The following is a 19,328-nucleotide window of genomic DNA, read 5'->3' on the forward strand; positions in this document are numbered from 1 at the left end:
CTCCAGGGAGGAAGGAACCAGGAGGAGGAATTGTGTGCTCTCAAACGCCCAACGAATCACGCGTGACACCGCACTCTATTTGCACCCCCGACTGAATAGTGGATGTCCATGACGCTGACGGATCGCATCATTGCTTTTTTTCTGGATAACAAACTGGTTGCTGCCCTGCTCTTGCTTGCGCTGGTAGGCTGGGGGGTGGCTACGGCGCCGTTTGACTGGGATCTCGACGTGCTCCCACGCGACCCGGTCCCGGTGGATGCGATTCCCGACATCGGGGAGAACCAGCAGATTGTGTTCACCGAGTGGCCGGGCCGCTCGCCGCAAGATGTAGATGATCAGATCACGTATCCGCTAACGACGGAGCTGCTCGGCGTGCCGGGCGTGGAGGCGGTGCGTTCCAGTTCTATGTTTGGCTTCTCGACCATCAACATCATCTTCGAGGAAGATGTCGAGTTCTACTGGAGCCGCACGCGCATCCTTGAGAAGCTTAACGCGCTTCCCGGCGACCTTCTTCCCGATGGCGTGCAACCCCAACTGGGTCCCGATGCGACCGGGCTTGGACAGATCTTCTGGTACACGCTCGAAGGGCGCGACGAGGATGGCAATCCAACTGGCGGCTGGGATCTGCACGAACTGCGCAGCATCCAGGACTTCCAGGTGCGCTACGGGCTGGCTTCTGCTAAAGGGGTGGCCGAGGTGGCCAGCGTCGGCGGGCACGTGCAGGAGTACCAGATCGATATCGATCCGCTTGCCATGCGCGAGAGTAACGTGAGCGTTGTCGACATTGCCGAAGCCGTGCGCAAGAGCAACCGCGATGTCGGCGCCCGTACGCTTGAAATGAACCGCGCTGAGTACATCGTGCGCGGACGCGGACAGATCGAGACGCTGGCTGATATCGAAGAAAGCGTGGTTGACGCGCGTGAAGGAAACACTCCGCTTCGCATCCGCGACGTGGCCCGCGTATCGCTCGGGCCGGCGCAGCGGCGCGGCATGCTCGACAAAGGCGGCACCGAAGCAGTAGGTGGCGTGGTGGTGGCGCGCTATGGCGAGAATCCGCTGGAGGTGATCGAGAACGTCCACGCTCAGATTGAGCAGATCCAGACCGGACTGCCCTCGAAGACACTGGGCGACGGCACCGTGTCGCAGCTCGAAATTGTGCCGTTCTACGACCGCACCGGCCTCATCTACGAAACGCTCGGCACGCTCGAAGAGGCACTCTCCCTGCAGATCCTCATCACCATCATCGTGATCATGATCATGGTGATGCACCTGCGCGCCTCGTTCATTGTGTCGGCACTACTGCCGGTGGCCGTGCTTATGGCATTTATCATGATGCGCTACGTCGGAGTGGATGCGAACGTCGTGGCTCTGGCGGGTATTGCCATTTCCATCGGAACGGTGGTGGATATGGGCATCATCATGACCGAAAACATGCTGAGCCATATCGATGAGGCCGAAGAGGATGAATCGCGCCGCGATGTCATCTTCCGCGCCGCCAGTGAGGTGAGTCCCGCCGTCATCACTGCGCTCACCACTACCATTGTGAGTTTCCTACCCGTGTTCTTGCTGGAGGCGTCGGAAGGCCGCCTGTTCGGGCCGTTGGCGTGGACCAAGACGTTTGTGCTCGCCGCGGCACTCGTCATCACCATTGCCCTCATTCCGCCATTTGCCCACGCGTTATTCGCCCGCACAAAAACCAAGCGCTGGATGCGCATCGGGGCCAACAGTGCGATGGTGCTTGGCGGGCTCGCACTCCTCTTTTACATGCCCTGGGCCGGGTTCATCCTGCTGGGGCTAGGCCTGCTCGGCTTGGCGGTGCTTTTTCCCAACCGGCAGGGGTTGGTGGATGCGGAGCTTTTGCGCACATACCAGCCGTATATCGCGGTTGGCATCATCGTGCTGGGTATCGGATGGTTGCTTGCCGGCGTGTGGCTTCCCCTCGGCCCCGAAAACCCCGTCGTGTTCAGCCTGCTCTTCGTGCTGGCTGCGGTCGTACTCATCCTGGGTGCCTTCTTGCTGTTCCAGCGTCACTACGAAACCATGCTGCGCGCCCTTATGACGCGGAAGGGGCTCTTTCTGCTGGGACCGCTTCTGTTGCTTGTCGCCGCCGTGTTTAGCTGGCAGACGCTCGACCGCGAGTTCATGCCCACGCTCGACGAGGGTTCGTTCCTGCTGATGCCCACCACCATGCCACACGCCGGCATGGAAGAAGCCGTGGAGCAAGTCCGCATAATGGATATGCGCGTCTCCAACATCCCTGAAGTAGAAACCGTGGTCGGCAAGATCGGACGCGTAGAGTCGGCGCTCGACCCGGCGCCTATCTCCATGTTCGAAAACGTCATCCAGTACGCCAGCGAGTACAAGACCGATGAGCGTGGCCGACGCGTGCGCTTCCAAACAAATAGCAACGGCGAGTTCGTGCGCGATGCCCAGGGCGACCTCATCCCCGACCGTCGCGGCAGCTATTACCGGCAATGGCGCGACCATATTCAGTCGAAAGATGACATCTGGCACGAGATCGTGCAAGCTGCCGACCTGCCCGGCGTAACCTCGGCGCCGCGCCTGCAGCCCATCGAAACGCGCCTTGTAATGCTGCAAACCGGCATGCGGGCACCCATTGGCGTGCAGGTATTTGGCCCCGACCTCGACACCATCGACGACGTTTCGATTCAGCTTGAAAGCATCATCCGCGAGGCCGAGGGCGTGCGTCCGGGGTCGGTCTTTGCCGACCGCGTCGCCGGCAAGCCGTATCTGGAGATCAACATCGACCGGCAAGCCATTGCCCGTCATGGACTTACCGTCGATGACGTGCAGACGGTCATCGAGATTGCGCTGGGTGGTGAAACGCTTACGCAGACCGTGGAGGGCCGCGAGCGCTACCCGGTACGGGTGCGCTACGCCCGTGAAATGCGCGACCATCCCGATGCCATCGCCCGCATCCTCGTACCCGCCCCCGACGGCAGCCAGATCCCCCTTGGCCAGCTTGCAGACATTGAGTATGCCGAGGGCCCAATGAACATCCGGAGCGAGGATACCTTCCCCGTTAACTACGTGACGTTCGACGCGCAGTCGGGACATTCAGCGGTTGAGGCCGCCGAAAATGCGGGAGCCGCGATCGACAATGCCATTGCGCAGGGCGATCTGACGCTCCCCGAAGGCGTGACCTACCAACTGGCGGGCGAATTTGAAGACCAGCAGCGCGCGTCCAGCCGCCTGGCGCTCATCGTGCCCATCACGCTGCTCATCATCTTCCTGCTGATCTACTTCCAGTTCCGCAGCACGATTACCGCGGCCATCATTCTGTCGGCGATTGCGCTTGCATGGAGCGGCGGGTTTGTGATGCTGTGGCTCTACGGACAGGAGTGGTTCATGAACGTGAACCTGCTGGGCACCGAGATCCGCGACCTCTTTCAGATGGGCACCATCAACCTCAGCGTGGCGGTGTGGGTGGGCTTTCTTGCGCTCTTTGGCATCGCGGTGGACAACAGCGTGGTGCTGGCCACCTACTTGAAGCAGCTTTTTGATCGTGAGGCCCCCGCCACAGTTGCTGAGATCCGCGATGTGGCCGTGCGTGCCGGAATGCGCCGCGTGCGTCCCTGCCTGATGACGACCGGCACCACCCTGCTGGCCTTGCTTCCCATTTTGACCACGCCGGGCAAGGGGGGGGAAATCATGGTGCCCATGGCGGTGCCCATTTTTGGTGGGATGTTTGTGCAGGTGCTCTCCCTCTTTCTCGTGCCGCTGCTCTATGCCCTGTGGAAAGAGTGGACGCTGAACACGCCGTGATGCCCTGTACCCTCTATGTGCTCCCTTGCAACTTGGATCTACTCAAGCCTGTGCGAAAAATGACGCAACATATACCGGTCTTTTTGATGCTCGTATTGCTTGTCTTGAGCATACCTGTATCTGCTCAGGACACGCCCTACGGCGCGCTGATTGACGAGGCCGATGCCGAGGCGCTGGCCCCGCTCGACGACTACCTTCAGCAAGCAGCCACCAGCAATTCGCAGCTACAAGCGCAGTACCAGGCGGTGGTCGCGCAGTCGCACCAGCGGGCGCAGGTGGGGGCATTGCCGGATCCAGAGGTAAACCTCGCGTTCTTTGCGAACCCGCCCAACCAAGAAGGGAGTCTGCCCGGACGCTTTGCGGTCTCCGCCATGCAGATGTTTCCCTGGTTTGGCACGCGCACGGCCCGTCGCACCGCCGCCGACCACCGCACCCGCGCACAGGAACAGCAGTTTGAAGCCGCCTGGCTCGACCTGATGCGCGATGTCCAAACGGCCTACTTCGACTACTACCAGGCCCAGCGCACGGTGGAGCTTACCGAGCAGCAGATTGAACTGCTCGACGACCTGGAGCCCATCATACGCACCCGCTACGAAACCGGACGTGCATCGGGTGGACAGGTCGATCTGCTGCGCATCGAGATGGAGCAGGAGGAACTGCGCACTGAGCTGGAGACGCTCCGCGAAGCCCGCAATCCCATCCGCGCTTCCTTCAACGCCCTGCTCGACCGCGCGCCCGACGCATCCATCGACCTGCCGGAGGGTCTTCCTGACACCGACCTGCAGCTCGCCGACCGTACCGTCCCAGCTGATGCCGACGCGCTTGCTGATATCGTGCTCAATCGCAATCCCACTCTGGATCGCTTTGATGCGCAGGACGATGCTTTTCGCGCCGATGCTGAAGTTGCACGCCACGAGGGCTACCCTCGTATCGGACTGGGTGTGGAAGTGATGGGACGCGACTTTATGCAGATGCGCATGATGGACCGCATGAACGAAGGCGTGGCACTCATGGCGACCATTGAGGTGCCGCTTTTTCGCGCGCCGTATCGTGCGCGTCAGCAGCAGGCAGAAGCCGAGCGCCACCGGGTACAACATGAACGTCAGCAGCTTACGCGTGACCTGCGCACAACCGTTGAGCGTGAGGTGCAGGCCTACCAGGCAGCCACGCGCCGCCTTACGCTGCACCGCGAGGAGTTGCTTCCGCGTGCAGCACAGGCGCTGCGGGTGCTCCGCGAGGACTACACAGCCGGACGCACCCCCTTCGACGAGATTATCCGCATGCAACGCCAGATGCTGGGCTACGCGCTGGCGATCGTCGAAGCGCAGGCCGATCAGCACGCCGCCCGCGCCCGCCTCGAAGCGCTTGCCCGCTCGCCTGATCGCCCGACACCCTGATCTTACGCCCTGATCCCGTAAGTACGGGCACATCGCCGATGTGCCCATACGGTGATGTGTCCCTACCCTCTAAATCTCCCTCAACCCCATGCCTACGAAAACAAACCTCTGGATCGGCGCGGCGCTGCTCGCAACCGGACTGCTGCTGGGCTACGTGCTCTTTGGCGGATCGGCCACCGATCCAACGACTACCGACACATCTACTGAACACGCCGACCACGGCGCCGACGATGTTGAGGCGGCTGATGCCGAGGTGTGGACATGCTCCATGCATCCATCGGTGCGCGAGGAGCAGCCCGGCTCGTGTCCGATTTGCGGCATGGACCTGATCCCCGCCAGCCAGACCGAAGACACCGGCGACTTCGCGCTCGTCATGACCGAAACCGCCACCGAACTGGCGCAGGTGCAGACCAGCCGTGTAGAGCAGCGGGTGCCTACGCGTGAGCTCCGTCTGCCCGGACGGCTGCAGGTCGATGAGCGGCGCATCACTTCTGTAACCGCCCACGTAGACGGGCGCATCCGTGACCTGAATGTCGACTTCACCGGAGCCCCCATCCGCGCAGGCCAAACGATGGGCACGCTCTACTCGCCCGACCTGATCAGTGCACAGCGCGAACTGCTGGAGGCCCTGCGGTATGAGGATCGCCGTCCCGAAATGGTGGAGTCCGCCCGGCAGAAGCTGCGCCTGTGGGAGCTCTCGGAGGAAGAGATTCAGCGCATCGAGGAGGCCGGAGAAGTACAGACCGAGGTGAACATCACCGCCCCCGTATCCGGCATCGTCATGGAGCGCAATGTCTCGCGCGAACAGTATGTGCAGCAGGGCTCCGTTTTGTACGAAGTCGCCGACCTGGATGCCCTCTGGGTTGTGTTTGAGGCGTACGAAGAGGATCTGCAATGGCTCGACACCGGTCAGTCTGTCAACTTTCATCCGCGTGGGCAGGGTGCAGACACGCACGAGGCGACCATCAGCTACATCGATCCGACCGTAAACCGCGACACCCGCACGGTGCGTGTGCGCGCAGAGATTACCAATACTGATGGAGCGCTCAAGCCCGACATGCTCGTGCGGGGTACCATTCAGGCGGATGCGAGTGATGAGCAGTTGGTTGTGCCGTCGAGCGCCGTGTTGTGGACCGGGCCGCGCTCGCTCGTTTACGTGTACGACAGCGAGGCCGATGCCCCACGGTTCGAGGCCCGCGAGGTTACGCTGGGGCCGCGCATGGGCAGCGACTATGTCATCACCGATGGGCTGGAAGCGGGAGAGCATGTCGTAACTCACGGTGCGTTTCGCATCGATAGCGAATTTCAGCTGGCCGACCGCCGCAGCATGATGAACGTCGAGCCCGGCACTGGCGCCGCTCCCGGCGGCCACGACCATGGCGATATGGAGGACGACGACATCGATCATGATGACATGGACGCCTCGGCTGATGAACACGACCTCGAAGCCCCCGAGGAAACGTTTCGAGACGAGATCCCCGATGCGTTTCGCGCCCAACTGACCGATGTGTTCAGCGATTATCTGAGCGTCCGAGATGCACTCATTGACTCCGACGAAGCCGCTGCCCGTTCGCATCTCCAGACGCTACAGGCCACCCTCGACGACGTAGATATGGCCCTCCTTGATTCGGAGCCCCACGACGCCTGGATGGAAGATCTGACGGCTCTTGAGTCGCACCTGAGCCACGTTGAGCATGCGGAGAACCTTGATGGGATTCGGGCCGAGTTCAACACCATCTCGCTTGTGTTGGCCTACAGCATTCAGCGATTTGGTATTGATGGGGTTGCGTATCGGCAGTACTGCCCAATGGCTTTCGATAACGAAGGCGCCTATTGGATCAGCGATGAAGAGGAGATCCTCAACCCGTATCTGCCCGAAAATATGCTCGGGTGTGGGGAGGTGATTGAGCGGTTGGATGAGTGACTCTTGTTCTCGATTACACCGCTTTCTATAAACTGAACACCCAAATCGATATGGCACACTCGAACCACGACCATGCTCACCACGACCACGCCGAGCACGGTAACAGCCACGACGGTCATGACCACAGCGACCATGATCATCACAGCCCGGCGGCATTTCGTGACCGGTTCTGGTTGAGCCTCGTGCTCACGCTTCCGATTCTTTACCTTTCGGCGGATATTCAACGCTGGTTTGGCTACGAGGCCGTCCCCTTTCCGGGAGCTGAGTGGGTGGGGCCCGTGTTTGGCACCGTGCTCTTCTTTTACGGGGGCTGGCCCTTCCTGAAGGGCTTCGTGCACGAGATACGCGCTCGCCAGCCGGGCATGATGACGCTCATTTCCATGGCTATCACCGTGGCCTACGGGTATAGCCTCGCTGTAACGTTCGGCGCGCCAGGTATGGAACTGTACTGGGAGCTCTCCACACTCATTGTGATTATGCTGCTTGGCCATTGGATCGAGATGGCTTCGGTGGAGGGTGCAAGCAAGGCGCTTGAGCATCTGGCCGAACTCGTTCCAAACGAGGCGCGGCTGCTTCGGGACGATGGCAGTACCGAAACGGTGCCCGTATCGCAGCTTTCAGAAGGCGACCGCATCCTCATCCGCCCCGGCGACCAGATTCCGGCTGACGGCGACGTCGTCGATGGCGCGTCGAGCGTGAATGAGGCGTTTCTTACTGGCGAGTCGAAGCCGGTACCGAAAGAAGAGGGCAACGAGGTGGTGGCGGGCGGCGTTAACGGCGAGGGGGCGCTGACCGTGGAGGTCAAGCGCACCGGCGGCGAAACCACCCTCAGTCAGGTGCAACGCCTCGTGGAGGAAGCGCAGGAATCACGCAGTCAGTTTCAGAACCTGGCCGACCGCGCGGCCTTCTGGCTTACGCTCATTGCCATCGGCGCGGGGTCCCTTACCTTCATCATATGGCTCCTGATCGGCTTCGAGTTCGACTTTGCGATCGTGCGCACGGTGACGGTCCTCGTAATGGCCTGTCCGCACGCGCTCGGGCTCGCCATCCCGCTCGTAGTGGTGAACGCCACGTCCATGTCGGCCCAGAACGGCATCCTCGTGCGCAACCGGGAGGCCTTCGAGCGGGCGCGAGACATCGACGTGGTGTGTTTCGACAAGACCGGAACGCTCACAAAAGGCGAGCACGTCGTGCAGTCGATCCACACGAACGGCATCGACGAAGATGAGGCCCTCAAGCTCGCCGCGGCGCTGGAAAATCGTTCGGAGCATCATCTGGCCGCGGCGATCGTGGAGGCCGCGCGCGAGCGAGAACTTCAACCGCCGTCCATCAAAGACTTTGAGGTAGCAGCCGGGAAAGGCGTCAGTGGGCTACTCAACGGACAAACCTATCGTATCGGGCGGCTTGAATGGCGGGAGGAGTTCGGCATCGACTTTCCCGATGAGTTGCAGGAGCCGTACAACGCCGTCAACGAACGTGGCGAGAGCGTCGTCGCGCTGATGGACGAAGCAGAAGTGGTCGCCCTCATTGCGCTCGCCGATCAGGTGCGTCCCAGTGCGAAAGCCGCCGTCGACGCGCTCCGAGAGATGGGCGTCGAATCCGTTATGATCACCGGCGACGCTGAGGCCGTGGCCCAGACGGTGGCCGACGAACTCGGCATTGAGCGCTACTACGCACGCGTCCTGCCCGGCGATAAGGCGGAGATCGTGAAGGATCTGCAGCACGAAGGGCAGCAGGTGGCCTTTGTCGGTGATGGCATCAACGATGCCCCGGCGCTTGCTCAGGCGAACCTGGGCATTGCGATCGGTGCCGGCACGAACGTAGCTATTGAGTCGGCGGATCTTGTGCTTGTTGACAACGACCCCGAGGACGTTACCCGCGCCTTGCGTCTGTCGGCGATCACGTACCAAAAGATGATTCAGAATCTGTTCTGGGCCACGGGTTACAATGCCATAGCCCTTCCGCTGGCTGCTGGTGTGGCCTTCCCGCTGGGCATTCTGCTATCTCCGGCCGTCGGTGCCATTTTGATGAGCACCTCCACCGTAATCGTTGCCATCAACGCGATGCTGATGCGGCGGCATGATCTCAGTGCTGCCTGAGATCGGTACCTTGTCTTCGTCCTCATCTGTAAAAATGCAAGCCCATGCTTCCCGATTGGCTTCCAAACATACATCCGTTCATTGTACACGTACCCATTGGGCTGCTGGTTGGCGCTGTGCTCGTCGATCTGGTTGCTGCACTTGTTCGGCGGAAAGCCTTATCGCTGACAGCAGTGATTCTTTATGTTCTTGGCGCAATTGGCACAGGAGCCGCCTACCTGAGCGGCCAGCGGGCAGCCGATACGGTGGACGTGCCGACCGAGGCGATGAGCGCGCTCACCAGCCACGAAGACTGGGCCTTCTACACGCTGCTTTTCTTCGGGGCATACGCGCTGATTCGTATTGGTGCGTTCCTATCGAATGCTGAACCCAACCGCTGGTTGGGTCTCGTGCTATGGCTGATGGCCCTTCCAGGGATGCTCCTGCTCTGGCAAGGAAGCGAGCGGGGCGGAGAGCTTGTTTACGCACATGGCGTGGGGGTCAGCGCTGCGCAAGAGCTGCGTGCAGAACTGGATGCGATCCAAAAGGCCCAGCGTATTGCAGAGGCAGAGCCCGTGTTCGAAGATGATGGTAGCTGGACATGGCGTATTACTGAGGGGGCCAGCGCGGCCTTCAAAGAGTCATTCACTTGGCTAAAGGGAGACCCGGATGCCGTTGAGCTTGAGATCGTGGAGAATGAGGAGAATGGGCCTGGGCTCGAACTATCCGGCATCGATGGTCGCATTGTGGTGGTGATTGGTGATGACCTCAGCGGTATGGAGATCCAGAGTGACCTCAACACCGACGGGTTTGAAGGCACCACGGCGCTCATCCACAACGTCACCTCGACGGCGAACCTGCACTACTGGCGGCAGTCGGGCAATACATTTGCCCAGGGCCGCCTCGTAGACGGCGAGGATGATGTCCAGGACGAGGAGCCCTTCGATGTCAGCGGATGGTTTTCCATGCGCGCCACCGGCGTAGACGGCCACTTCTACGGCTACGTGAATGGCGAAACGGTGACGCATACCCATACTCCTATACCCGACGCCGGACAGACCGGCCTGCTGCTGGAGGGGAGCGGAACCGTTAAGCTCAGACGGATGACAGTTCAGGCCATTGAATAGGTTCTACAGTCGGATAAGGCCCAGTAGGCAAGATACCAAAAACGCACGAGACCACGGTGCAAGATATGACATGGATTGGTGCCATTATACGGCACAATCCGTGTGCGTTCTGTACATGAACTGTTGAGGCCCAGACGTACGTTGGCGTCACTCTGAATGTCTCCTGGACGCCAAAAAGCAATGCACAAAGCAGCCAGAACAACCTCGCACGCCTACACCCGGCAACTCAGCGAACTCACCAATGAAGACGTCGGACTGGTGGGTGGCAAAAATGCTTCTCTGGGCGAAATGATAAAAAACCTGCACGCACAGGGCGTACGCGTGCCCGGCGGCTTTGCAACGACATCGGACGCGTATTGGGCGTTTATCGAAGCCAATGACCTGCAATCTCCCATTCGTGAGGCGCTTGCCGACTGGCAGAATGACAACAAGCCGCTCGCGAACGTAGGGCAGACCATTCGTCAGCTCATTCGGGACGGCACGTTCCCAGAACAGGTTGAATCAGACATTCGCACAGCCTACGCAGCCCTTTGTCGACAGTACGACGCTGAAGAGGTCGCGGTGGCCGTGCGTAGCAGTGCCACCGCCGAAGATCTGCCGGAGGCGAGCTTCGCTGGGCAGCAGGAGACGTATCTCAACATTCATGGCGCAGACGACGTGCTGGAGGCCTGCCGCAAGTGCTACGCCTCGCTGTTCACCGACCGGGCCATCAGTTACCGGGCGAACCACGGGTTCGACCACATGAAGGTGGCTCTTTCCGCTGGCGTGCAGAAGATGGTCCGGGCCGATAAGGCCGGCGTGCTGTTCACCATCGACACCGAGACCGGCTTTCCTGATGTTGCGGTTATCGATGCAGGCTGGGGGCTTGGCGAACCGGTCGTGAAAGGCTCCATCACCCCAGACCAGTACATGGTGTACAAGCCGTTGCTGGAGGACGAGGCCTGTATCCCTATCATCGGTAAACAACGCGGCACGCAACAGGAAAAGATGGTGTTTACCGACGATGAAGAAACGTCCACGCGCACTGTCAAGACAACCCGAGAGGAGCGATCTAACTTCGTACTAACGGATACGGAAACGCTGCAGTTGGCGCGCTGGGGGCGGCTCATTGAAGCGCACTACGACCGGCCCATGGATATCGAGTGGGCGCGCGATAGCGAAAGCGAGAAGCTCTTCATCGTACAGGCCCGTCCCGAGACGGTGCAGTCCCGCGTGGGCGAGAACACCATCAAATCATACCAACTCAAGGCCTCAGCCAATCCTCTGGTCACAGGCCTTAGCATCGGCCAATCCATTGCGACGGGACGCACCAGTGTGATCGAAAGCGTAGAAAACATTGACGCGTTTGAAGAGGGGCGCATCCTGGTAACGTCAATGACGGATCCCGACTGGGGGCCGATTATGAAAAAAGCAGGCGGCATCATTACCGACCATGGCGGACGCACCTCACACGCTGCAATCGTAAGTCGCGAGCTGGGCATTCCTGCTATCGTTGGCACGGGCAATGCCATGGACATGCTGCACGATGATCAGGAGGTAACGCTCTCTTGTGCCGAAGGCGACACCGGCTATGTGTACGATGGCGTGCTGGACTTTGAGGTGACGGAGGTTGACCTGGAGAATCTGCCAGAGGTGCAGACGCGCATCATGCTGAACATTGCCAGTCCGGCAGGGGCCCTGCGGTGGTGGCGTCTGCCCGTGCGCGGCGTAGGTCTTGCGCGGATTGAGTACATCGTCAATAACGTCATCCAGATTCACCCCATGGCGCTGGTGCGGTTTGACGACCTGGAGGATGATGCGACGCGCGACGAAATCGAGCGGCTCACCCAGGGCTTCAGCGACAAGCGCGAGTACTTCGTTGATCGCATGGCACGCGGCATCGCCACCATTGCCGCGTCGCAGTATCCTGAACCAGTGATCGTGCGCACGAGCGACTTCAAGACAAACGAGTATGCAGACCTGATTGGCGGCAAGGCGTTCGAGCCGGTAGAAGACAACCCGATGCTCGGATGGCGGGGCGCGTCCCGGTACTACCATGAAGAGTACCGGGCGGGCTTCGCACTCGAATGCGCGGCAATCTGCCGGGTCCGCGAGGAGATGGGCTTTACAAATGTGGTGGTGATGATTCCGTTCTGCCGAACGCCCGAAGAAGCCGACAAGGTGCTTGCCGTGATGGCCGAGGAGGGGCTGGCGCGCGGTCAGAATGACCTACAGGTTTACGTGATGGCTGAACTGCCGTCAAACGTCGTTCAGGCCCGCGACTTTGCCGAACGGTTCGACGGATTCTCCATCGGGTCCAACGACCTCACGCAGCTTGTGCTAGGTGTTGACCGCGACGCAGGCCGTCTTGCGAACTTGTTCGACGAACAGCAACCGTCTGTCAAGCAGATGATCGCCGATGTCATTGAGCGAGCACACGCTGCAGATCGGCCCATCGGGCTGTGTGGGCAGGCGCCGAGCGACTACCCGGACTTCGCAGCTTTTCTTGTGGACGCAGGCATCGACTCCATCTCCGTGACGCCCGACAGCGTGGTCGATGTGATCCGTGCGGTAGCGCAAGCAGAGACAGCAGACATCTCCAACCGCTCTGCCCAGAAGCATCCACATAGATCTCTTGCTTAATCGGAAACATCAGCACACCCACACCGGAGGCTCGAATCGATCAGGATAGGTATCTGCCAAATACGTTGTGAACTGGTCGAGCCGCGACCGGTCGAGGCCCAGCACCCGTGCAATACGGCGAGCGCTTAGGTACGATACATTGTCTTCTTGCACCGAGGCCCCGTAGCGCTCCAACTCGGCGGCCCACGCATCTGGCGTATACGATCCGTTTTTAGCCTCGACCTGTTTGGCAAGACGCTCCGCTGAACGGCGCTCGTACGTCATCTCGGGCGTGAGCCCAAACGACAAAACGACCTCTGCGGCTTCATGCAGTGAGGTCGTTTCCAGCGCCGCCTGCGCCACCGCATTGCGCTTCAGCACGTCCTTGTACGTGTAGATGCGAATGCGTGGGCTATCGTCCGACAGATCAATGCGAAGTCCACTGCTTCTAATTTCGGCGGTGCCTCGGTACCCAAGCGCAGCAGCACACGTCATGCCCGACACCTCGGAGGGCAGCCACTGAAACACGTCGATATAATCGGCAGCGACCTCAGAAGGAATGGCCGTCGGAGCCGCATACGTAGTGTCTACTGATAGATCGCGCTCCACATCAGCCAGATCCTCTTCAGTCAGTTCTCCATCTAAACCGAGTCCGCTTACTGCCACATACACGTCAGCGGGAGCATTGTGCATGCCAGCAAGGGTGAGGCTATCGGCGGTGGGGCTGCGCAGATTGGGCTCGTCGCCTCGGGCAAGGATGTCGCCGCCCACATCCACAACCAAAATGGTGTTGAAGTCGAGTCGGGTGTGCAGTTCAGCAATTTGCTGTTGCACATACTGCGCTCCCCGTGCAATATCCATTAGGTAATAGCGCACGCCGAACGCTTCGGCCAGCCGCGGTACGAATGTTTGAGAGGGCGGCACCAGGGCGCTGTCTGGGCCGATTCGATGGTTATACTGCCCAACGGACTCGATATCAGAAAAGTCTTCGGGGCTTCGTGGCCCCGGCTGGGCATCGTACATTGTGCGTTCCCATACAATGGTAGCATAGGCTGTACGAGCGGGATCGAGGTGGAGCGTGCGAGCGATCATCAACGCAGCCAGCGCGTCGCCTCCGCCACCACCGGCTACAACAAGAGTGTCTTTGGACATGCGTACAAGAACAAATATAGGGACGGTTTGGGTACAGTGGCCCGCCTAAACCCGACGAATAATGAGCCGTTGCAGCGTTTGCTAGCGGATACGCTACGCTCTTGAAATATCAACGGCTTACTGCGCATCCTCGGACGGATCGTATCTGCTTCGTAACGAGATGGCAACCCCGTGCACTGCTCATGGAGTGGTGCGTACGAGTTACTCACATTCCTATTGACCAAGCCCCTACAACCATGCATATTATCACAACGGTAGGACCTGAGAACACAACCAAAACTGTGCTTCCGTTTGTAGCTGCGAAAGGAGCGATGAGCCAGGGAAATAAGGTGGCATTTTTTGCGATGCAAGAGGCCACCTATCTAGGCAGTCCGCGTCATGCGAACTTGGCTGAACTGAAAGCGCCGGGATTGCCTCCGGTACGCGATGTGCTTAATGCGCTCCTCGAAAACGATGCGCTCGCTGAATTTGTCGTGTGCAAGCCCTGTGCCGAAGCGCGTGGCATCCAAGAAAGCGACCTAGCCGACTGGGCCACCTTCGGGGGAGCGGGCGATCTCGCGCGGCAGGCAGCAGCATACGATACCACGCTCACATTTTAATCAGCATCTGGTCAAGTGTCTACAACCGAGCTGGTTTGGGTGCATAGAAACAGTCCGTACTTTTTGGATCAATCATGCTACACTTAGATGGATCACGATTCCCCTGCGTTTACTCCCGTATCAGAAGTTGGTGAGTTTGGCCTCATCGCCATTTTGCGCGATGAATTGGGCCATGAGGTGCCTGACGATGTACATACGGGCATCGGTGATGATGCTGCTGTTGTTGAACAACCCGGTGGCACCGTTCAGGTCATCACAACCGATGCGTTGATTGAGGGCGTTCATTTCGACCGCACGTTCATGCCCATGGAGCACCTTGGGTTCAAGATCATCTCGGTAAGTGTGAGCGATGTGGCTGCAATGAATGCCGAACCGTCGTATGCGACGGTAACGGTAGGCATCCCCAAAAACATTACCGTTGAGCACTTGCGCACGCTGTACTCGGGGATACGCCAGGCGTGTGAGGCTTATGACATGACCGTAATCGGCGGGGATACCACGAGCGCTCACGCGCTTACGCTATCGGTGACGGTGTGGGGCACTGCCGATGCCGACGCGATAGTACGACGCAGCGGGGCTCAGCCGGGCGAAGCGCTTTGCGTTACAGGCGATTTGGGGGCGTCGTATGCCGGTCTCAAGGTGCTTGCCGACGAACGGCAACGCCTGGAATCGGAGGGCGATGACTTTCAAACGGCTGTAGATGACTTTCCGTATGTGATTCGGCGGCACCTTGCTCCACCGGCTCAGGCGATTTCAGTGCCGCGGTGGCGCACCGCCAACTTTCGCCCCAGTGCGCTCATCGACATTTCGGATGGGCTTTCATCGGAGGTACACCATATCGCAGAGGCGAGTGGCGTAGGCGCACGGCTCTTTGGCCCCACGCTTCCCATTCATCCCGAAACCCGCCAGGTGGCCGACCGCTTCGGAGACGACGTAGACGTATATGCGCTGTTTGGCGGCGAGGACTATGAGTTGCTCTTTACGGCTCCCGAATCTGCTCTTACCGTGCTTGATGATAGCACGTACACGGTGATTGGTGAGGTGGTTGATACTGATGACGGGGTTACGCTAGAGGAGGGCGATGGCACAACCGTTCCGCTCAAGCCTGGAGGCTTTGACCACTTCGAGAATGAAAACGAGAATGATGCCTCCTCTGCCAACTGATTAGGACGCGTCTACTCGCCTCCCCCTTGGCACTCGGCAGGTGATTTGGGACGAGGCCGGTTCTCTTCCCTGCGGTTAAGGGGGCGGGATAACAACGGTTAAGGGGCAAGGAGCAGCCCAAAAACTACGAGGCGGCGTGCTCGAAAGAGCGCGCCGCCTCGTGTACTTTAAGGGCCAAGAGTGAGATATTCAGAGATCCGACTAATCGTCGTTATCGCGTGAACTCCGGCTGCTTCGGCCCGATGATTCGCTCGATGAGCTGCTCCCTCGACTGGTGCTGCGCTCGGATGAACGCGACGATCCGCTGCTTCGCGTTGTGCGTGAGCTGCCGCTGGAACGCGTCGTGGAGCCGCTAGAACGCGAGGTCGTGCCTCGTGAGCGAGTACCGCCCCAGGAGCGGTTTCCGCGAGATCGGTTCGTCCGCGCCCGTTCGCGCTCAGAACGCATTTGCTCCTGAATGCGTCGCTCCAGATTTACCCGTGAGATCTCACGCGGCGTGTGCAAGACACGCTCTGAAGGGATAAGGATGGGAGCACGCCGAACGGTGTTCTCATCATCGGCATCGCCAGTGCGTGGCGTTAGAATCGGGCGTGGGGCAGCGTAACGTGTAGACCGATCGGCATCGGTATCACCGCCTGAAGTACGCGAACCGCGATCGGTACGATCGTTCCGCGGCTGGCTGGAGCGCGACCCGCGTTCGGTAGATCCGGAGTCGGACGCTGTGCGCGTGGTACGAGTGCCGCGATCAGAAGGCGACGCTGTACGCTCCGACGATCGATCGATTACGTTACGTGTGGTTCGCTGTCCAGTTGACGCTTCATCGCCTGACCGTACTTGCGCCGTTCCGCGCCCTTCGGTTGTGCGCGGGGTAAAAGTGCGGCCGGTTGTACTACGCGGACGTACAGTGTGAAACGGCCCGCTTCCGTAATAGTGGTTGTGAATCCCGCCATAGAAGATGCCGGAACGATGGAAGTACGAGGGCGCCCCAAATCCATACCAATGGTTGTAAAATCCACGATGTCCAAAGAACGGACGGTGGTAAAAGCGGCCATAGCCAATACTAAAGTGGAAGCCCGATGTGCGAGACCGAAAGAACGGATCATGGAAAGCTCCCCATGCCCATGCAGGACGATTGCGGTACCAGTGGCTTCCAACATACTGCCGCTCTAACCGCAGCCGCTGGTTTGTAATGTGGCTGTAGCCTGGCTGCGTGTAGAACGAATCGCCATAGTAGGCACCATAAAACGCCGAGTTCTCACTCTTAATGGCCGCTACATTGGCCCAATACTCGTCTTCGCTAATGCGCCCATCACGATAGTCGCGCTCAATCTCTTCAGCCCAGCGGAGCAACTCCTGTGTGGTGAGGGCCCGCTCCGACGTAGCTGGGGCAGATCGCTCCTGCTGATGCGTTTGGGTATGCGAAGTCGTACGGTCGCCCGTTTGCAACTGCGTGTAACACCCCGAAAGCACCAATGCCAGCGTCAACACCCCTACAATCGGTGTCAACTGATGAAGTATCTTTTTGTATTGTGACTCTTTCATGGCGTATTACCCCATATTCTACAAGAAGAAGTCCCCGCAGCTACACCACGGTATGTGCGATAGTGCGTATCAACTACATGAACTTTTATCAGTTGTCTGCAGCCGATTAGACGACCAACAGATTGGTTTGTTGCGAAAGCCGCTCATATGTTCTTCAAAGTAACACCAATCACCACCCAAAACAAAATTGAAAGAGATCTCGGTCTTCCGTCGGCTTTCTTTTTGGCATGCCCTGGACTTTATGGCTTAAAGTTGCGCGAAATACGTTCCTGATTGCTGTTTCTCTCCACAATTTACGATATACTGTGTTGGTGATAGATTCTATCGTTGATAAATCGAGTTGGCAATAAACCAGCTTACAACTTATCATCCCCACAGCCCACTACATTTGGGCATCCAGATAGCGTGGAGTGCTTCAATAACCGATGCGCTCCCCCGTTCACATTGTAACCTTCCTCGCGTTTTCGCTTTACTGCTCTATGGCCGACGCCGTCACACCCCGTGATTCTGACTACTCGCAATGGTACATTGATGTCGTTCGCAAGGCCAAACTGGCCGATTACTCGCCCGTGCGCGGGTGCATGGTCATTCGTCCCAATGGCTACGCACTGTGGGAGCGGATGAAAGAAACGCTCGATGGCCTCTTCAAAGCGACAGGGCACGAAAACTTCTACTTTCCGCTCTTCATTCCCGAACGGTTTCTGGCCCGCGAAGCCGAGCACGTAGAAGGCTTTGCCAAAGAGTGCGCAGTCGTTACCCACTCGCGGCTCACGCTAAACGAAGAGGACGAGCTTATTCCCGATCCGGAGTCGAAGCTCGACGAAAACCTCATCGTGCGGCCCACTTCTGAAACCATCATTTGGAACACGTACGCCGACTGGATCCAGTCGTACCGCGACCTGCCGCTGCTCTACAACCAGTGGGCAAACGTCGTGCGGTGGGAGATGCGCACCCGCCTCTTCTTGCGTACGATGGAGTTCCTCTGGCAAGAAGGCCACACGGCCCACGCCACCAAAGACGAGGCTCTCGAAGAAGCCGAGCGGATGCTCGACGTGTACGCAACTTTCGCCGAAGACTACATGGGCATCCCCGTCATTCGCGGACGCAAAACGCCCAGCGAACGGTTTGCCGGAGCCGTAGATACCCTCTGCATCGAAGCCCTCATGCAAGACGGCAAGGCCCTACAGGCAGGCACCAGCCACTTTCTCGGACAGAACTTTGCCAAGGCGTTTGACTGCACCTACACCGATGAGAATAACGAAGAGCAGTACGTGTGGGCCACCTCGTGGGGCGTATCAACCCGTCTTATTGGTGCGCTCATCATGACGCACTCCGACGACAAAGGGCTGGTGCTTCCGCCCAAGCTGGCACGCGATCAGGTTGTCATTGTACCGATTTACTTTAATGATGAGCAGCGCGCGCTCGTGTTGGAAGAGGCACAACGTATCCAGCAATTGCTAGATGATGCCAACATTCGCGTGAAGCTGGATGCCGACGACAATCAGAAGCCCGGCTGGAAGTTTAACGAATACGAACTGCAGGGCGTACCGCTGCGCATTGGCATTGGCCCACGCGACATCGAAAACAACAATGTAGAACTGGCGCGCCGCGACACCGGCGACAAGAACATCGTCTCGCAAGACGGTCTTGTGACGCGCATCCAGAACATGCTCGATGAGATCCAGACAACGCTCTTTGAGCACGCCCTGCAACGCCGCAAGGACAACACCACCTCTGTGGACTCCTACGACGAGTTCAAGACGGTCATCAACGAAAAAGGCGGCTTTGTGCATGCGCACTGGGACGGCACCGAAGAAACCGAGGCACGCATCAAAGAAGAGACCTCCGCAACCATCCGCTGCATTCCGTTCGATCGTCCTGAGGAGCCGGGCGAAGATATGCTCACCGGCAAGCCCTCGAAAGGCCGCGTGATCTTCGCGAAAGCGTACTAAGCACTT

Annotated in this window: 11 protein-coding genes; 9 read left to right on the plus strand and 2 right to left on the minus strand. The window is 59.2% G+C overall.

The window, feature by feature from the left end:
• The first annotated feature begins 102 nt into the window (after positions 1-102).
• The 6 genes from ACZ5AL_RS11630 (at position 103) to ppsA (ending at position 12,934) form a co-directional block, all read left to right on the plus strand.
• Positions 103-3,786 carry an efflux RND transporter permease subunit gene (locus tag ACZ5AL_RS11630; protein ID WP_464510548.1) on the plus strand — a complete coding sequence of 1,228 codons (3,684 nt, stop codon included), beginning with the start codon at positions 103-105 and terminating at the stop codon, positions 3,784-3,786.
• A gap of 59 nt (positions 3,787-3,845) precedes the next feature.
• Positions 3,846-5,183 (plus strand): TolC family protein, encoded by a 1,338-nt coding sequence (locus tag ACZ5AL_RS11635; protein ID WP_464510549.1) that lies wholly within the window; start codon positions 3,846-3,848, stop codon positions 5,181-5,183.
• An 88-nt stretch (positions 5,184-5,271) separates the two neighbouring features.
• Positions 5,272-7,107 (plus strand): efflux RND transporter periplasmic adaptor subunit, encoded by a 1,836-nt coding sequence (locus ACZ5AL_RS11640; RefSeq protein WP_464510551.1) that lies wholly within the window; start codon positions 5,272-5,274, stop codon positions 7,105-7,107.
• Between the two features lie 50 nt (positions 7,108-7,157).
• Positions 7,158-9,206 (plus strand): heavy metal translocating P-type ATPase, encoded by a 2,049-nt coding sequence (locus ACZ5AL_RS11645; RefSeq protein WP_464510552.1) that lies wholly within the window; start codon positions 7,158-7,160, stop codon positions 9,204-9,206.
• Positions 9,207-9,250: 44 nt separating this feature from the next.
• Positions 9,251-10,312 carry a DUF2231 domain-containing protein gene (locus ACZ5AL_RS11650; RefSeq protein ID WP_464510553.1) on the plus strand — a complete coding sequence of 354 codons (1,062 nt, stop codon included), beginning with the start codon at positions 9,251-9,253 and terminating at the stop codon, positions 10,310-10,312.
• 180 nt (positions 10,313-10,492) lie between these two features.
• The gene (ppsA, locus tag ACZ5AL_RS11655; protein WP_464510554.1) at positions 10,493-12,934 is read left to right on the plus strand and encodes a phosphoenolpyruvate synthase; all 2,442 of its coding nucleotides are present in this window, start codon (positions 10,493-10,495) and stop codon (positions 12,932-12,934) included.
• A gap of 9 nt (positions 12,935-12,943) precedes the next feature.
• Here ppsA and ACZ5AL_RS11660 read toward each other — a convergent pair whose 3' ends face one another.
• Entirely contained in the window at positions 12,944-14,065 is a 1,122-nt protein-coding gene (locus tag ACZ5AL_RS11660) for a DUF1152 domain-containing protein (protein ID WP_464510556.1), read from the minus strand.
• Between the two features lie 236 nt (positions 14,066-14,301).
• Here ACZ5AL_RS11660 and ACZ5AL_RS11665 point away from each other — a divergent pair, with 236 nt between their 5' ends.
• Both ACZ5AL_RS11665 and thiL read left to right on the plus strand, forming a co-directional pair.
• Positions 14,302-14,664 (plus strand): DsrE family protein, encoded by a 363-nt coding sequence (locus ACZ5AL_RS11665; RefSeq protein ID WP_464510557.1) that lies wholly within the window; start codon positions 14,302-14,304, stop codon positions 14,662-14,664.
• Positions 14,665-14,751: 87 nt separating this feature from the next.
• Positions 14,752-15,828 carry a thiamine-phosphate kinase gene (gene thiL / locus ACZ5AL_RS11670; RefSeq protein ID WP_464510558.1) on the plus strand — a complete coding sequence of 359 codons (1,077 nt, stop codon included), beginning with the start codon at positions 14,752-14,754 and terminating at the stop codon, positions 15,826-15,828.
• 201 nt (positions 15,829-16,029) lie between these two features.
• Here thiL and ACZ5AL_RS11675 read toward each other — a convergent pair whose 3' ends face one another.
• Positions 16,030-17,370 carry a hypothetical protein gene (locus ACZ5AL_RS11675; RefSeq protein ID WP_464510560.1) on the minus strand — a complete coding sequence of 447 codons (1,341 nt, stop codon included), beginning with the start codon at positions 17,368-17,370 and terminating at the stop codon, positions 16,030-16,032.
• A gap of 479 nt (positions 17,371-17,849) precedes the next feature.
• Between ACZ5AL_RS11675 and proS the strand changes: the two genes are divergently transcribed.
• Positions 17,850-19,322: a proline--tRNA ligase gene (gene proS / locus ACZ5AL_RS11680; protein WP_464510561.1), complete on the plus strand. Its 1,473-nt coding sequence runs from the start codon at positions 17,850-17,852 to the stop codon at positions 19,320-19,322.
• Positions 19,323-19,328 lie beyond the last annotated feature (6 nt).

This window comes from Natronotalea proteinilytica (assembly GCF_055379935.1).

Excerpts from the sequence above, each read along its gene's own strand:
- ACZ5AL_RS11630 (WP_464510548.1), top strand. The coding sequence starts at position 103 with ATGTCCATGACGCTGACGGATCGCATCATTGCTTTTTTTCTGGATAAC.
- ACZ5AL_RS11635 (WP_464510549.1), top strand. The coding sequence starts at position 3,846 with ATGACGCAACATATACCGGTCTTTTTGATGCTCGTATTGCTTGTCTTG.
- ACZ5AL_RS11640 (WP_464510551.1), top strand. The coding sequence starts at position 5,272 with ATGCCTACGAAAACAAACCTCTGGATCGGCGCGGCGCTGCTCGCAACC.
- ACZ5AL_RS11645 (WP_464510552.1), top strand. The coding sequence starts at position 7,158 with ATGGCACACTCGAACCACGACCATGCTCACCACGACCACGCCGAGCAC.
- ACZ5AL_RS11650 (WP_464510553.1), top strand. The coding sequence starts at position 9,251 with ATGCTTCCCGATTGGCTTCCAAACATACATCCGTTCATTGTACACGTA.
- ppsA (WP_464510554.1), top strand. The coding sequence starts at position 10,493 with ATGCACAAAGCAGCCAGAACAACCTCGCACGCCTACACCCGGCAACTC.
- ACZ5AL_RS11660 (WP_464510556.1), bottom strand. The coding sequence starts at position 14,065 with ATGTCCAAAGACACTCTTGTTGTAGCCGGTGGTGGCGGAGGCGACGCG.
- ACZ5AL_RS11665 (WP_464510557.1), top strand. The coding sequence starts at position 14,302 with ATGCATATTATCACAACGGTAGGACCTGAGAACACAACCAAAACTGTG.
- thiL (WP_464510558.1), top strand. The coding sequence starts at position 14,752 with ATGGATCACGATTCCCCTGCGTTTACTCCCGTATCAGAAGTTGGTGAG.
- ACZ5AL_RS11675 (WP_464510560.1), bottom strand. The coding sequence starts at position 17,370 with ATGAAAGAGTCACAATACAAAAAGATACTTCATCAGTTGACACCGATT.
- proS (WP_464510561.1), top strand. The coding sequence starts at position 17,850 with ATGGCCGACGCCGTCACACCCCGTGATTCTGACTACTCGCAATGGTAC.